Source organism: Hoyosella rhizosphaerae (genome assembly GCF_014643175.1).
Taxonomy (GTDB): Bacteria; Actinomycetota; Actinomycetes; order Mycobacteriales; family Mycobacteriaceae; genus Lolliginicoccus; species Lolliginicoccus rhizosphaerae.
Genome location: NZ_BMJH01000003.1, coordinates 242,268 through 257,167 on the forward strand (window position 1 = coordinate 242,268; position 14,900 = coordinate 257,167).

At 58.7% G+C, this 14,900-nt stretch carries 13 protein-coding genes; 5 read left to right on the forward strand and 8 right to left on the reverse strand.

What is annotated here, in order from left to right:
- Nucleotides 1-2 precede the first annotated feature (2 nt).
- The 3 genes from dnaJ to hemW form a co-directional block, all read right to left on the reverse strand.
- Nucleotides 3-1,157 carry a molecular chaperone DnaJ gene (gene dnaJ, locus IEW73_RS12835; RefSeq protein ID WP_188675753.1) on the reverse strand — a complete coding sequence of 385 codons (1,155 nt, stop codon included), beginning with the start codon at nucleotides 1,155-1,157 and terminating at the stop codon, nucleotides 3-5.
- A gap of 183 nt (nucleotides 1,158-1,340) precedes the next feature.
- Complete coding sequence (hrcA, locus tag IEW73_RS12840; protein WP_188675755.1) at nucleotides 1,341-2,375, reverse strand: heat-inducible transcriptional repressor HrcA; 1,035 nt, start codon at nucleotides 2,373-2,375, stop codon at nucleotides 1,341-1,343.
- Between the two features lie 121 nt (nucleotides 2,376-2,496).
- Complete coding sequence (gene hemW / locus IEW73_RS12845) at nucleotides 2,497-3,729, reverse strand: radical SAM family heme chaperone HemW (RefSeq protein WP_188675757.1); 1,233 nt, start codon at nucleotides 3,727-3,729, stop codon at nucleotides 2,497-2,499.
- A 324-nt stretch (nucleotides 3,730-4,053) separates the two neighbouring features.
- Between hemW and IEW73_RS12850 the strand changes: the two genes are divergently transcribed.
- The 4 genes from IEW73_RS12850 to IEW73_RS12865 all read left to right on the forward strand — a co-directional run bounded on the left by IEW73_RS12850 (nucleotide 4,054) and on the right by IEW73_RS12865 (nucleotide 9,103).
- On the forward strand, nucleotides 4,054-5,853 hold the full coding sequence (locus IEW73_RS12850; RefSeq protein WP_188675759.1) for a nitrite/sulfite reductase: 1,800 nt from the start codon (nucleotides 4,054-4,056) through the stop codon (nucleotides 5,851-5,853).
- Nucleotides 5,854-6,078: 225 nt separating this feature from the next.
- On the forward strand, nucleotides 6,079-6,780 hold the full coding sequence (locus IEW73_RS12855; protein ID WP_188675760.1) for a phosphoadenylyl-sulfate reductase: 702 nt from the start codon (nucleotides 6,079-6,081) through the stop codon (nucleotides 6,778-6,780).
- Nucleotides 6,777-7,817 (forward strand): sulfate adenylyltransferase subunit CysD, encoded by a 1,041-nt coding sequence (gene cysD, locus IEW73_RS12860; protein ID WP_229675998.1) that lies wholly within the window; start codon nucleotides 6,777-6,779, stop codon nucleotides 7,815-7,817. Before IEW73_RS12855 ends, cysD begins: the two co-directional genes overlap by 4 nt.
- Nucleotides 7,818-7,819: 2 nt before the next feature.
- A complete protein-coding gene (locus tag IEW73_RS12865; protein WP_188675772.1) occupies nucleotides 7,820-9,103 on the forward strand; it encodes a sulfate adenylyltransferase subunit 1 in 1,284 nt (427 codons plus the stop codon).
- A 140-nt stretch (nucleotides 9,104-9,243) separates the two neighbouring features.
- Here the strand turns inward: IEW73_RS12865 and IEW73_RS12870 are convergent, their stop codons facing one another.
- A complete protein-coding gene (locus tag IEW73_RS12870) occupies nucleotides 9,244-9,474 on the reverse strand; it encodes a (4Fe-4S)-binding protein (RefSeq protein WP_188675773.1) in 231 nt (76 codons plus the stop codon).
- Between the two features lie 189 nt (nucleotides 9,475-9,663).
- Between IEW73_RS12870 and IEW73_RS12875 the strand changes: the two genes are divergently transcribed.
- Entirely contained in the window at nucleotides 9,664-9,900 is a 237-nt protein-coding gene (locus IEW73_RS12875; protein WP_188675774.1) for a hypothetical protein, read from the forward strand.
- A gap of 3 nt (nucleotides 9,901-9,903) precedes the next feature.
- On the opposite strand, the gene IEW73_RS12880 is transcribed toward IEW73_RS12875, so the two are convergent.
- The 4 genes from IEW73_RS12880 to cysT all read right to left on the reverse strand — a co-directional run bounded on the left by IEW73_RS12880 (nucleotide 9,904) and on the right by cysT (nucleotide 14,899).
- The gene (locus IEW73_RS12880) at nucleotides 9,904-12,213 is read right to left on the reverse strand and encodes a hypothetical protein (protein WP_188675775.1); all 2,310 of its coding nucleotides are present in this window, start codon (nucleotides 12,211-12,213) and stop codon (nucleotides 9,904-9,906) included.
- A gap of 75 nt (nucleotides 12,214-12,288) precedes the next feature.
- The gene (locus IEW73_RS12885) at nucleotides 12,289-13,257 is read right to left on the reverse strand and encodes a sulfate/molybdate ABC transporter ATP-binding protein (protein ID WP_188675776.1); all 969 of its coding nucleotides are present in this window, start codon (nucleotides 13,255-13,257) and stop codon (nucleotides 12,289-12,291) included.
- The gene (gene cysW / locus IEW73_RS12890) at nucleotides 13,254-14,063 is read right to left on the reverse strand and encodes a sulfate ABC transporter permease subunit CysW (RefSeq protein ID WP_188675779.1); all 810 of its coding nucleotides are present in this window, start codon (nucleotides 14,061-14,063) and stop codon (nucleotides 13,254-13,256) included. Before cysW ends, IEW73_RS12885 begins: the two co-directional genes overlap by 4 nt.
- On the reverse strand, nucleotides 14,060-14,899 hold the full coding sequence (gene cysT / locus IEW73_RS12895; RefSeq protein ID WP_188675782.1) for a sulfate ABC transporter permease subunit CysT: 840 nt from the start codon (nucleotides 14,897-14,899) through the stop codon (nucleotides 14,060-14,062). Before cysT ends, cysW begins: the two co-directional genes overlap by 4 nt.
- Nucleotide 14,900: the final 1 nt, after the last annotated feature.

Below are 14,900 nucleotides of genomic sequence, written 5' to 3' on the forward strand. Positions count from 1 at the left end.
GGCTAGTGCCCACTGACAAAGTCGCGAAGCTTGGCGAAAATCTTTCCGCCTTGGTGCGAGTTACTGTTGACCACTTCAGCGTTGTCGCGGTGGCGGGCATCGCGGAACTTGCGCAAAATTTCGGTTTGCTTGTGGTCAAGTTTGGTGGGAATGACCACATCGAGGTGGACGTAGAGGTCGCCTCGACTGCCCGCGCGTAGTCGCGGCATGCCCTGGTTCGGCACGGTGGCGATCGCGCCGGGTTGCGTGCCTGGATCGACGTCAAGTTCGATGGGACCATCGATAAGACTTTCGATGGTCACGGTGGTACCAAGTGCGGCGTCAACCATCGGTACTTTGACGGTGCAGTGCAGCGCGTCTCCATCGCGAACAAAGGTGTCATGCTGCTGCTCGACAACCTCGACGTACAGGTCGCCAGCGGGTCCTCCGCCGGTGCCGACTTCGCCCTGACTGGCCAGACGCACCCGCATCCCACTGGCAACACCAGCAGGAATCCGCACGCTGATGTCGCGGCGAGCACGTACCCGTCCTTCGCCACTACATTTGCGACATGGATCAGGAATGATCGAACCGAACCCACTACAGGTGGGGCACGGGCGGCTGGTCATGACCTGGCCGAGGAAGCTGCGCTGCACCGACTGGATTTCGCCCGAACCGCGGCAACTTTCACACTGAACTGGTTTCGAATCGCCATTCGCCCCGGAGCCATGGCACGAATCACACAAAATTGCGGTGTCGACGGTTACCTGCTTGGTAACGCCCTGCGCGCATTCCGCTAGGTCAAGACGCACCTTAATAAGGGCATCTGAGCCGGGTTGGACACGGCTGCGGGGGCCACGGGTGCCACCGCCTTGGCCGCCAAAGAACGCCTCGAACACGTCCCCGAGCCCACCGAAACCTTGGCCGTTGAACCCGCCTTGGGCACCGGCACCACCTGGTCCCGACAATGGGTCCCCACCCATATCAACAATTTTACGTTTCTGGGGATCGCTCAACACTTCATACGCTGTTGTGGCTTCTTTGAAGCGTTCTTGAGCTGTGGGGTCGGGGTTGACATCGGGATGAAATTCGCGCGCAAGCTTGCGGTATGCGCGCTTGATCTCCTGATCAGTCGCTGTCTTCGAGAGACCGAGCGTCCCGTAGTAGTCACGTGCCACGTTTGTATGTCGTCCTGTTCTGAATCTGCGGGCCGCTTAACGGCCCAAAGGGTGCCTCAAGTATGCGCGGCAGCCACCTACCGACCGTACTCGCCTACTTCTGGTGCGTCTGCGTACTCACATCGCCCAGCACAACACGATGCACGAAGTGACCGCCACTAGCCAATCTGGGTGTCCGGTGATTCACCGTGCGGAAAGTACCTCCCCCACATATCGGGCTACCGCAGACACAGCTGCAATGGCCCACGGGTAGTCCATTCTAGTTGGGCCGAGAATGCCGACCCCACCAAATGTTGTTCCTGCGGAACCGTAGCCGGTTGTAATGACGGATGCACTTCGGATCTGTTCGTCTTCCATCTCTTCACCGATGCGAACCGTCACCATGCCTGGCTGTTTCACTGCGGCGAGAAGCTTCAGCACAACGACTTGTTCCTCCAACGCCTCCAGGATGCTGAGCATTCCGGAGGGTGACCCACCGAAATCGGCTGCGTTCACTGTGAGGTTTGATGTTCCGCCGAGGACAAGGCGATCTTCGCTGCGCTCAACAAGCGATTCCACCAACACTGAGGCGCTGCGCAAGACTGCGTCTCGGATGTCGACGGGGGCTTGGGTCGCAAGTTCCGCGACGGCGACTGACGCTGCGGCAAGACGCTTACCTTCGAGGGCAGATCCCAACAACGCCCGAAGGTGTGCAACCTGCTCTTCGGAGATCACATCACCGAGTTCAACGAGGCGCTGATCTACTCGTCCCGTGTCCATGATGATGACGAGGAGCAGCCGCGCTGGGTTCAGTGGCACGACCTCAATGTGTCGAACGGTCGAGGAGGTAAGTCGGGGGTATTGCATCACAGCTACTTGCCGTGTGAGCTGCGCCAATAGTCGAACGGCACGGCGTAGAACGTCGTCGAGGTCAACGCCGCCTTCGAGGAACTCCATGATGGCACGACGTTCGGGCGGTGAGAGAGGCTTAATTTCGGCTAGTCGGTCAACAAATTGGCGATAGCCCTTATCGGTCGGCACCCGGCCTGACGAGGTATGCGGTTGGCGAATGTACCCTTCCGCTTCGAGTACAGCCATGTCGTTGCGCACCGTTGCACTGGACACACCAAGGCTGTGCCTATCAACTAAGGACTTCGACCCGACAGGCTCGTGGGTGGAGATGTAATCAGACACAATGGCCTGCAACACCGCGAAGCGCCTGTCTTCCGGAATCGGCATAGATGCATCACCTCCCGCTCACTCTTACATTGTTATGTATGCAAGTCTTGCGTTATTTTAGCGCCCTTGCTGCCTATACCCACAGTTCACTGTTCACCCGGCCCCCGTTGGGACGCAGTTGCTAGGTGGCACTGACGATGCGTCGCACCACACCGTCGGCCAGAAGTCGGCCGCGTTTGGTCAGAATCATTCGAGACCCAACAACCGTCGCAAGCCCGTCCGTGACACAAGAATTCGCCGCGTGAAGTTCGCGTTCCGACAGCGCGGTGAGATCAAGCCCGTCTCGCATTCGCACAGCAAGCATGATGCCTTCCACGTGCTGCTCGGCAGGTGTGAGAAATTCGACACCGGCAACGGGTAGGTCTCCGCCTTCGAGTTGCTGCGCATACCTAGCTGGGTGCTTGGTGTTCCACCACCGAACCCCACCGATGTGACTGTGCGCACCAGGGCCTGCCCCCCACCAGTTATCACCATTCCAGTATCCGCGGTTGTGATGGCACTCCGCTTGCCCACCCGATGACCAGTTCGACACCTCGTACCAGGTCAACCCTGCTTTGGAGAGGCGCCGATCAATATGTTCGTATCGTTCAGCGAGCACATCATCGTCGGGGGAAGGCACAATGCCTTTGCGAACATTCCGTGCAAGCGCAGTACCTTCCTCCACGATCAACGCATAGGCCGACACATGGTCAACCCCTGCCTCGAGAACTGCATCAAGGGACGCGTCGAGATCACGTGTCCGTTCACCTGGGGTCCCGTAAATGAGGTCGAGGTTGATGTGGTCAAAACCCGCAGCTCTTGCTTCTCTAGCGGCATCAACTGCGCAGCCCGGTGTGTGCGTTCGATCGAGAGTTTTCAGCACATGCTCGGCGGCAGATTGCATCCCCAGCGAAACCCTCGTAAACCCAGCGCCCTTCAAGTCTGAAAAGAATTCAGCAGATGTGGACTCCGGGTTACTTTCGGTCGTCACCTCTGCGTTTGGTGCGAGCCCGAAAGTGGTGCGGATAGTAGAGACGACTTCCCCCAGCATGTGGGCGCCGATCAACGACGGGGTGCCACCACCGACAAATATTGTGTCGGCGGGTCGCGAGCAATCACTGTCGGAAAAGATTTTTCCTGCTGCGGCAATTTCTCGCTTGAACCCTTCGAGCCACGAGTCCGGGGACGCGCTCGAACCGAGTTCGCCAGCCGTGTAGGTATTAAAGTCGCAGTACCCGCAGCGGGTAGCGCAAAAAGGAACATGGACATACACACCGAATGCACGAGTGCGCACGGTAGCCAGCACGTCGGCAGAGAGGTTCAGTTCCACGCGATCCCTTTGATTGATTGTGACGTCCCTTTGAGTGTGACCCATGCCTACGCCACTGCGAAATCACCCCATAACCTGCACATTCGGGACCCCTGCCCGATTCATGGCACAATAAAGACGTGAGTGGACCGAGAGTATGGCTGGCAGAACTGCGTCTTGTGCAGCGCCGTCATATCGATTTCAAGCGGGTGTGTAGTTGCAGCTGTCGTTGTCAGACTGCGTGATCGCGTAAGCTCTCCACCCGTACTGGTGGTCGGCCGCGACAGTCCCGCACACGCATTTTGCTTATTTCTCGTCGTCACTGTTGCGGCATCGTTGAGTAGAACTCACCACCTACGATGCCTACCGAAGACCCTTCAGGAGCATTGAATGTCGTCAGCCCACGACGCCACCTCCCCCGCATCGCCATCGGAGGAGACGCCACGCACCCGCACCCCGCGTGGTGACCGCCCCACGCGTCGGGACGAAACAGGACAGGCATCCGATGCCGCGCCCCGGAAAGCCCGCACTGCTCGGCCCCGCCGCCGCAAGGCTGAGGCACAGTGGAAGCTCGGCTACCGCGAACCGCAGAACGCTAACGAGCAGACCAAAAAAGACGACAACCCGCTGAATGTCCGACAGCGCATCGAAAACATCTACGCGCACCGCGGTTTCGACAGCATCGACAAGGCGGACTTGCGTGGCCGTTTCCGCTGGTACGGCCTCTACACTCAGCGCAAAGAAGGATACGACGGCACCTGGACCGGTGACGAGAACATCGACATCATTGAAGACAGCCACTTCATGCTGCGCATCCGTGTCGATGGCGGTCAGCTGAACCTGAAGCAACTGCGCACCATCGGCCAGATATCGAAAGAATTCGGCCGCGACACCGCTGACCTTTCGGATCGCCAGAATGTGCAGTGCCACTGGATCCGCGTCGAGGACATGCCTGAAATCTGGCGGCGCATTGAAGACGTTTCATTGACGACGACAGAGGCGTGCGGTGACACACCACGTATCGTGCTGGGTTCCCCACTTGCCGGACTCGCAGTAGACGAAGTCCTTGACCCCACACCGGCGATTGACGAGATCGTTCGTCGATATGTCGGAGATCCTCGGTTCTCCAACCTGCCCCGCAAATTCAAGACAGCAATGTCCGGTTTGCAAGACGTTGCCCACGAAGTGAATGACTGCGCCTTCATCGGCGTGAACCACCCCGAGCACGGGCCTGGCCTTGATGTGTGGGTCGGTGGCGGACTGTCCACCAATCCCATGTTCGCGCAGAGGCTCGGAGTCTGGGTTCCCCTCGACGAAGTTCCCGACGTGTGGGAAGGCATTGTCACCATCTTCCGCGACTACGGCTACCGTCGCCTTCGTGGTCGCGCACGGTTGAAATTCCTCGTCAAGGACTGGGGCGTGGAGAAATTCCGTCAGGTCCTCGAAGACGAGTACCTCGGCCGCAAACTTCTTGATGGACCTGCACCTGAACCGCTAACGCAACCACGCGACCACGTTGGCATTCAGAAACTCAAAAACGGCAACTACGCGGTAGGCGTCGCGCCGATCGCGGGACGCGTGTCAGGCACAAAGCTCCTCGCCGTTGCTGATGCAGCCGAACGTGCAGGTTCTGACGACGTTCGCCTCACCCCGTACCAAAAGCTGGTCATCCTCGACGTGCCGGAGAGCAACCTCAACCAGCTCATCGCGGACCTCGACGAACTCGGGTTGCCAGCGCGGCCGTCACTGTGGCGGAAGAACCTCATGGCATGCAGCGGGATCGAATTCTGCAAGTTGTCATTCGTGGAAACTCGCAAGCGATCCCAAGTGTTGGTACCGGAACTCGAGGAACGCCTCCGCGATCTTAATGCGCAACTCGATGTCCCCGTCACGATCAACATCAATGGTTGCCCGAACTCGTGCGCTCGAGCGCAGGTAGCTGATATCGGCTTTAAGGGGCAACTAGTTCTCGACGATGACGAGAACACTGTTGAGGGGTTCCAGGTGCATCTTGGCGGACGTCTCGGCCTCGATCCCGATTTTGGCCGCAAGCTGCGTCAACATAAAGTGACCACCGACGAACTCGGTGACTACATCGAACGTGTGGTGCGCAACTTCGCAAACAGCCGCAATGAAGGCGAACGCTTTTCCGATTGGGCTGTACGCGCCGACGAAGATCAACTCCGATAGGGCAGCTACTTTGGGGAACATTTCGAACGAGAATCACGGCACCGGGAACAGACCGGTGTCGCGAGCCGTTCCACTATATTGCCCGTACTGCTCGGACGAAGACCTCCGACCGGACCTGGCCGACGGCACAGCCCTGCCGCACGGTCAATGGCGATGCGCGAGTTGTCGACGTGTTTTTGCGTTGACATTTCTTGGCGCATCGGCCGCTAAGCGAAAGGTACCCACATGAGTATCGCGACCGAATTAGATTTGCGGAAAATCGCCGAACAAGGCGCGGTTGAACTTGATGGTGCCACCGCCGAAGAACTGCTCCAGTGGACAGAAGACACGTTCGGTGACCGCTACATTGTTGCGTCAAATATGCAGGATGCCGTTCTTGTTCATCTTGCTGCCCAGGTTCACCCCGGGGTAGAGATCTTGTTCCTTGACACCGGCTATCACTTCGCGGAAACGCTCGGCACCCGCGATGCTGTTGAACAGGTTTACGGAGTCAACGTGCTGAACGTCACCCCGGAACACACGGTGGCCGAGCAGGACAAAATTGAAGGCAAAGACCTGTTCGCACGTGAACCCAACCGTTGCTGCGGGCTTCGCAAAGTAGCGCCGCTCAAGAAAACCCTCGCAGGGTACGACGCCTGGGTTACTGGAATCCGCCGGGTTGAAGCACCCACCCGCGCTAACGCACCGTTTGTCTCCTACGATGAAGCCTTTGGATTGGTCAAGATCAATCCACTTGCTGCGTGGTCCGATGAAGACATGCAGAACTACATCGATAAGCACGGCATCATCGTCAACCCACTCGTTGACGACGGGTACCCATCGATTGGTTGCGCACCATGCACAGCTAAACCACAACCGGGATCTGACCTACGCAGTGGGCGCTGGGCAGGCAACAACAAGATCGAATGCGGCCTGCACGGATCATGACATCGGAAACTGCCACCGCTGAGCACACGCTCAGCGAAAAAACTGCCGGGCACACGCCTGGTCGAGAGATGAATGGGGTGTTGCCTGACGTGGGCACGCACAGCGCTGAAGACGAAACTGCACGCCACAGTGCCGCCACGGCGACGAACTTCGATACGCTAACCGCACTCGAATCCGAAGCCATTCATATTTTCCGTGAAGTAGCGGGCGAGTTCGAACGTCCCGTTATCTTGTTTTCCGGTGGAAAAGACTCAACGGTCCTGCTCCATCTCGCTATCAAGGCGTTTTGGCCAGCACCGCTGCCGTTCCCTGTTCTCCATGTAGACACCGGGCACAACTTCCAGGAAGTTCTCGACTTCCGCGACCGGATGGTGGAGAAATACAATCTGCGCCTTTACGTCGCTAGCGTCGAAGAGTACATCGCGGATGGTCGCCTAGAAGAACGCCCCGATGGCATCCGCAACCCGCTTCAAACAGTGCCACTCCTTGACGCAATCAGTGAGCACCGTTTCGACGCAGTATTTGGGGGCGGTCGTCGTGACGAAGAACGGTCACGCGCTAAAGAACGCATCTTCAGCCTCCGTAACGCCTTCGGCCAGTGGGACCCGAAGAAGCAACGACCAGAACTGTGGAACTTGTACAACGGTCGCCACTCCCCTGGCGAGCACGTCCGTGTCTTCCCACTCAGCAACTGGACAGAACTCGACATTTGGCGCTACATCGCCCGAGACGACGTCGACCTGTGCCCGATCTACTACGCCCACGAGCGTGAGGTTTACCAACGCGACGGCATGTGGCTTGCGCCCGGCCCATGGGGTGGCCCTCGCGACGGCGAAGAGCTGAAGACATTGTCTGTTCGGTACCGCACCGTAGGTGACGGCTCCACCACTGGAGCCGTGTTGTCAGACGCTGTCGACAACTATTCGATCCTATCCGAGGTGGCTGCCTCACGGCTTACCGAACGCGGCGCCACCCGTGGGGACGACCGCGTGTCTGAAGCTGCCATGGAAGACCGCAAGCGAGAAGGATATTTCTGAGCATGAGTGACCTATTGCGTCTCGCCACAGCAGGCAGCGTTGACGACGGCAAATCCACTCTCGTGGGGCGCCTGTTGTTCGACACAAAGTCGGTGCTCGCAGATCAGATCGACGCCGTCAAACGTGCCTCTGTGGACCGCGGATTGGCAACACCAGACCTATCCTTGCTCGTCGACGGCTTACGCGCGGAGCGAGAGCAAGGCATCACGATCGACGTGGCATACCGCTATTTCGCCACACCAAATCGGTCGTTCGTGCTCGCGGACACTCCCGGCCACGTGCAGTACACCCGCAACACAGTATCTGGGGCATCCACTGCGCAACTCGTGGTTTTGCTCGTCGACGCGCGTAAAGGTGTCATCGAGCAGACACGTCGCCACGCAGCGGTGATGGCCTTGCTCGGTGTTCCACGGCTGGTTCTTGCCGTGAATAAGATCGACTTGGTCGACAACCCTGGCGAGGTGTTCGCACAGATTTGCCAGGAGTTCAACACCCTCACTGCTGCGCTTGGGTGGGATTCCAATGCGATTCAGGAGATTCCCGTATCAGCGCTACACGGGGACAATGTCGCATCCCGTTCGGATCGCACACCGTATTACACCGGGCCGTCACTAATCGAGCACCTCGAATCTGTTCCCGTTGATGCAGAGCCGCACAACGTGGGCCTACGATTCCCGGTGCAGTACGTGATCCGACCACGCACGGCTGAGTACCCCGACTACCGTGGCTACGCCGGCGTGATCGCTGCTGGGGAAGTTCGCCCCGGCGACGAAGTGGTGATTCTGCCCGCAGGGATCCACACGACTGTGTCCGGTGTCGATACTGCCGACGGCCCTCTTGACCACGCGGAAGCTGGACGGTCAGTCACCCTTCTTCTCGCTGACGAGATCGACATTTCTCGTGGAGACATCATCGCGTCGCCACACGACGCACCAGAACCGATTAGTCAGTTTGAAGCGACGGTGTGCATTCTCGCTGACAAACCGCTTCGACCTGGAACTCGGCTGCTGCTCAAGCACGGCGCAAAGAGCACGCAAGCCATTGTGGGTTCCATCATCGAACGCTTCGAGGAGCAAACTTTGACGGCCGATCCGTCGCCGGAATCGCTGCGTACGAACGAAATTGGCCGGGTCAACATCACGGTGGCAGAACCCATCGTGGCTGACAACTATGCGGTGAACCGGCACACCGGCAGCTTCCTCCTCATCGATCCAGCAAGCGGCAACACGCTCGCTGCAGGACTCGTCGGGGATGCCCTCTCCGCTGTGGAGATCGGCACTCGCTGACGTTCGACCGCTAAACCTATTGATGCCCGCCCCCACTTGGGGGCGGGCATCAATACGTTCTAGGCCGCGCTCATTTATGGCCCCGCTCGTTCAACGCCCCGTGTGCGGAGCCATTCCTCAACGAGCTGGGACCGCGGGGGCTAACCGTGGTCGGGTTCGAGGAAAATCAACGCACCGCTCGGGCAGCGGCCAATTACGTCCTCAAGTTGTCGGCGGTCAGCGTCGCTACGAAGCGTCGTCGGGTCGATCCACGGGCGCTTATTTGGGTCGAAGACGGTGGGCATCCCGCGCACGCATTCAGCGGCATGTTGACAGATCTCGCCGTCGAATGACACGTCTGCCAACGATCCGCGATAGGTCTTTCGTGCCATTGTTGTGCCTCCTAGCTTGGTGGTTTCGCTAGTTCCAGGTCGTCGTCCATGGTCTTGGTTGCGTATACGGCCCACATTACCCATCGGGGTCCACTCCGCGGGCTTCGTGCACGACGATGACGACACTGCGCGGAAGTTGGTGTACCCGCGCTACAAGGCAATGCGCGACAAGATCGGTGCGGAACGAGGGTGGCCCCCGCTTCACGGCGCGACTTCGAAGCCGACATCGAGAGCGGTTCGCTCGATGTCGGATCGCCGGAGAAGGTCGCGCGGAAGATCGCAAAAACGGTCAACACTCTCGACCTGTCGCTGTTTGATCTGAAGTACAGCCTCGCCTCAATGCCTCATGAGATGCTGCTGAACACGATCGGGGTGTATGGCACCGAAGTAATTCCGCGGGTACGTGAACTACTTGACAGGGGTTGAGCTTTACGGTGAGAAATCTAGCGACTCGACGATTTGCACGGGATCACCAAGTTCGGAATCCATCGTGAAAACAATTCCGTCACCGTAAGGCTTCACGAAACGAACGATGCCGTCGGTTCTCGCGGGCACCCGCCATGGTTCCCAGCGGAATCCGTGGTCGGAAAGCCACACCACAGGGCCACTAGCATCATCGTTGGTGATACGGCCTGCTGCGGCAAATCCACCGTTAACTCGCACTGCTTCTCGCATCGTTGAGCCGAACTCAGTGCGGAATGTGCCCTCAAACTGGATACCGTCGGTGGTTCGTAGAATTAGGTTTCGCCCACCAGACGTTGCGCTGAGGATGGTTTCGTCGTCGCTACTTGCACATCCGGTGAGTTCACCGCGCCCCGTGGTGAGGATTTCTGCAGTGGCGCGTTCCCACGTTTCCTCTGTGAGTCGCCACACTGCGGGGGCCGTTCCGTCGCTTTCGGTTACCGATCCTGCGACGAGGACGGGACCATCAGTCACTTGGCATACAGCGGTGGCATTGCTGCCATTTCCGCTGTTGAGTACCTCATCGACTTGCCATTCCCTGCCATTGTCGGAGCGCCACACCGTGGCACTCGCCGGGTCGTTGCCTTCAGGGCCTGTGCTTGTTCCGACTGCGTACCAACCGGAGTCGGTTTGGACAATTCCTTTGATCTGAGAGTCAGCGACGGCACCGAAGCCATCCACGGGGATCCATGGTTGACCTGGCGCTGGAAGGAACCATCCGCGCGCCTCAATCCGGTTCCGTTGAGTGCTAAATCGCGAACCGAGGAGCAGTAACTCGTTGTTATCTGTGCTGGCAACGACGGTGTTGGTGAGATTTCCCACCTCAGGTGGGTCGAACCCGATGTTTTCAAGCTCAAAATTGGCGTCGCCGCGGTCAAATAACTCATACAGCTGGCGTTCTGGGACACCGCTGAAATCCGCTCCGTCAACGTCGTAGCGGACGCGAAGTGTTTTGACGAACATTCGGTCGATTACTGACGTTAGTGCCTCGACCTGACCTACCTGTTCTAGTGCGCCGAGGTCCAATCTCTCGCTCCATGCGTCGTCCCGGCCGTGTACGCCAATAACTACTTTGCCGGTTCCGAATGGACTGAGGACAGCAAGGCGCTCGTCTGGATTAAGTCCCACTGTCACACCACCAGCGCCAGGGAACCCCATGAGCTCGGATGTCCCGTTGAAAAACCATTCGCCCTCAGGTACGCGGTGGTAAAAACCCGCGCGCAGTGAGTCATCGTTGCTGGCCACCGCGTAGATGTGACCGTCCCGGACGGACGGACGTCCGAGAAGCGCTGGGACACCTTCTGCGATGTAGAAGACCGAATCTTCGGGTGGCGGGGGCACGAACTCTGGTGTCCACGAAACCCCGTCATCTGACGTCCAAGCTGCGGGGACAAAGCCCCTGTCAGAATCCGGTGCAAGGACACCGCCGGTCATGACGAACTGCTCCCCTGACGCCTCTACTCCCGCGACGAAAACATTGGGGCTATCCCCGACTGGGTGCGACCCGTCCCAGGTGATGCCGCCGTCGTCGGAGGTGTAGGCAACAAACGCGCCTGGACTCCCCTCGTCGCCCCGCTGCGCTATGAGTACGACGTTGTCGCCGCTGGCAGCCATGTCGACAATGAGGCGTTGTTCTCTATCTGGTATCTGGGGAAGCAAGGTGTGTTCGATGCGGTCGCCGTCGATGATGGCTACGCCTAAATCCTTCGACACTGCGTTTCCTGCGACGAGGATGCGTTCTCCTGCGGCCGTCCCGGTCACCACACGGAATGTCCGTGCGAACTCGTCTGGCAGTTCAGCCTCTACCCAGTCGCGGCGGTTGTCGGACAGCCATACACGCGATACGAGTGTTCCGTCTGCGAACGAGGATCCGACGAGCGCAGACTTTTGATTGTTGCCGACGAGCCCGCCGGAAAACGAGTGTGGAGAGTCCGGTGTTAGATCGATCGGTGTCCAGTGGTTTCCGTCATCGGCTACCCAGACGACAGGACGGCTTGGGCGTTGCGGTGCGGCCATGTTCAGTGCAACGGCGTATGGGAGCCCTTCCGCTCCGGCGAGGAGGTTGAGCCCTCGTCCTGCGAACTCTTCGGTTCGGAATAGTTCGGGCGGTACGCCGACTGGAATGGTGTTGAACTCGCGGAGGGTCTGCGTCGGTTGTGGTTCCTCTGGTTCCGGCTCCGCAACTGGGTCGTCCTCTGTGGTTGAACACGCGGCGAGGATCAATGTTGTTGCCATCAGTGCAGCTGTTCCACAGCGCACCCGCCGAGAGATCACCATGTTCTCGACACTAACCCCTCAAGCCCCTGAATATGGGGGCATTGACCCGAGAAGTTCGCGTTTAGGACCGCATTCTTAATGTGCCGCTGCGTGCACAATCCCTGGAATGTGGGTGGCACGAACGTACAACTGCTCTCCGCGTACGAGATTGAGATCATCCGCGTCGCCACGAGTGATCTGGGCAGACAATCGTTGGTCACCGTTGACGGGCACGAGTTCCACTCGAACCTCGAACCCAAGCCGAACGATGCGGTCTACCGTAACCTCCACAGCACCCGGGTGGTGTACGCGGTCGAGGTGGAGGTCGTGTGGCCGAACCATGACGCCGTTAATGGTCGCTACTGGGCCCAGAAATGACATCACGAAGTCGTTGGCCGGACGCTCATAAAGATCATCGGGCGAACCAACTTGTTCAATGTTGCCGCGGTTCATCACTGCGATCCGGTCTGCGACGTCGAGGGCTTCCTCTTGGTCGTGCGTGACAAGAACTGTGGTGACGTGCACTTCGTCGTGCAGGCGGCGCAGCCATTCACGGAGGTCGGCTCGCACTTTGGCATCCAATGCTCCAAAGGGTTCGTCGAGCAGCAGCACTTTTGGATCTACGGCCAGGGCCCGTGCCAGTGCCATGCGCTGGCGCTGTCCACCCGAAAGTTGCGCGGGATAGCGCATCTGAAACCCATCGAGTCCGACAATGCGCAACAATTCGTCGACGCGTTCTTTGATTTCTGCCTTCGGGCGCTTACGGATGCGCAAACCAAACGCGATGTTGTCGCGCACAGTCATGTGTTTGAACGCTGCGTAGTGCTGGAAAACAAACCCGATGCCACGTTTCTGCGGGGTAATCCCGGTGACGTCTTCGCCGTTGATGGTGATGATTCCGGCGTCGGGTGATTCAAGACCGGCGATGGACCGCAACAGCGTGGATTTCCCCGACCCTGATGGCCCGAGCAGCGCCGTAAGCGACCCTGATGGAATGTCCAGTGTGACCCCGTCGAGAGCCACAAAGTCGCCGTAGTTTTTCCGCACCTGGGAAACGGTAATCATGTTGTGCTCCTCTTCCGGTCAAGGATAGTCATGAGCAATAGGGTGACGATGGCGATGCTCATCAACAATGTGGCGGCACTGTAGGCGCCGTAGGTGTTGTGGTCATCGATGTAGCGAGCATGGACGAGCAGTGTGAGCGTTTGGGATACACCAGCAAACCCGGACGACACCATCAGGACAGCGCCGAATTCTCCGAGCGAGCGGGCGACGGTCAGCACGACTCCGTAGGTTAGGCCCCAACGGATCGCAGGCAGTGTGATCAGCCAGAAGGTTTGCCACGTATTTGCGCCCAATGTGGCTGCGGCTTGTTCTTGTTCTTCTCCGACTTCACGCAATACTGGTTCTACTTCGCGAACCACGAAGGGCAGCGTCACAAAGATGGTGGCGAGGACCATTCCAGGGATTCCGAAAATCACCCGGATTCCGACGCTTTCAACGAAGGAACCAAACCACCCGCCAGCACCCCAGAGCGTGATGAGTGCGACGCCGACCACGACCGGTGACACAGCGAACGGAATATCGACGACCGCTTCGAGTAGGCGCCTTCCGGGGAAGCGACCTCGAACGAGTGCGAGTGCGGTGATCACACCGAAGACCACGTTTACGGGCACCACGATCGCGACGATGACCAACGACAGTTGGAGAGCGGAGATCGCGGCCGGCGTGGTGATGGATTCCCAGAACGCCACAATCCCGTTTTCAAAGGTGCGGAACAGGATCATGCCAATCGGCACGAGTAGCAACAGCGCGAGGTACGCAAGAGCGAAGAACCGCAGTGTGTAGCGCCATGGCGCAGTCACCGTCATGCTGCTTGTTCCTCCCTTCGGGCCGCTTTGTTAGCGAGAATGCGGAGGACGAGCAGCACAATGAAGGCGAATACCAGCAGCACAACGGAGACTGCTGCGGCAGCGCCTGGACGGTCCATTTCAAGTTGCTGCTGGATGTACTGCGATGTCACCTGGGTTTCCCCGCGAATGTTGCCGCCGATGAGAATGATGGAGCCGAACTCGCCGATTGCGCGAGCAAAAGCCAGACCTGCTCCACCGAGGATTGCCGGCGCAAGCACCGGAGCGACGACCTTGCGAAAGATAGTGAGGTTACTTGCGCCCAGGGATGCGGCGGCTTCCTCGATTTCGCGGTCCAATTCCATCAACACTGGTTGGACCGACCGAACAACAAACGGCAACGTCACGAAAGCAAGGGCAACAATGAGGCCGGCTTGAGTAGCGTTGAGATGAATATTGACCGGGCTCTCGGGACCGTAGAGGGATAGCAATACGATACTGGCGACAATTGTGGGCAACGCGAATGGCAGGTCAATTAGTCCGTTGACGTAACGCTTGCCGGGGAACTCATCACGCACCAACACCCACGCGATGAGCGTGCCGAATACGACATTGATGAGGGCAACCACGGCGGACACATAGATCGTGATGCGCAGTGACGCTAGCGCCCCGGGCGCCATGATGGCGTCCCAGAAGCCCCGTAGGCCACCCTCCAATGATGTGGCGGTGAGCGCGGCGAGTGGCAGCAAGACGATTACGCTAAGCCACAACACTGCAACGCCAACCCCAAGCGAGCCAACCGTGCCGGTGACACGGTTCACTTTCCTTGGAGTTGGTTTCGCTTCTTGAATAGTCACG

Bases quoted from the DNA above. Each gene is read 5' to 3' on its own strand.
- hrcA (WP_188675755.1), bottom strand. From the start codon at position 2,375: ATGCCGATTCCGGAAGACAGGCGCTTCGCGGTGTTGCAGGCCATTGTG.
- hemW (WP_188675757.1), bottom strand. From the start codon at position 3,729: ATGGGTCACACTCAAAGGGACGTCACAATCAATCAAAGGGATCGCGTG.
- IEW73_RS12850 (WP_188675759.1), top strand. From the start codon at position 4,054: ATGTCGTCAGCCCACGACGCCACCTCCCCCGCATCGCCATCGGAGGAG.
- IEW73_RS12855 (WP_188675760.1), top strand. From the start codon at position 6,079: ATGAGTATCGCGACCGAATTAGATTTGCGGAAAATCGCCGAACAAGGC.
- cysD (WP_229675998.1), top strand. From the start codon at position 6,777: ATGACATCGGAAACTGCCACCGCTGAGCACACGCTCAGCGAAAAAACT.
- IEW73_RS12865 (WP_188675772.1), top strand. From the start codon at position 7,820: ATGAGTGACCTATTGCGTCTCGCCACAGCAGGCAGCGTTGACGACGGC.
- IEW73_RS12870 (WP_188675773.1), bottom strand. From the start codon at position 9,474: ATGGCACGAAAGACCTATCGCGGATCGTTGGCAGACGTGTCATTCGAC.
- IEW73_RS12880 (WP_188675775.1), bottom strand. From the start codon at position 12,213: ATGGTGATCTCTCGGCGGGTGCGCTGTGGAACAGCTGCACTGATGGCA.
- IEW73_RS12885 (WP_188675776.1), bottom strand. From the start codon at position 13,257: ATGATTACCGTTTCCCAGGTGCGGAAAAACTACGGCGACTTTGTGGCT.
- cysW (WP_188675779.1), bottom strand. From the start codon at position 14,063: ATGACGGTGACTGCGCCATGGCGCTACACACTGCGGTTCTTCGCTCTT.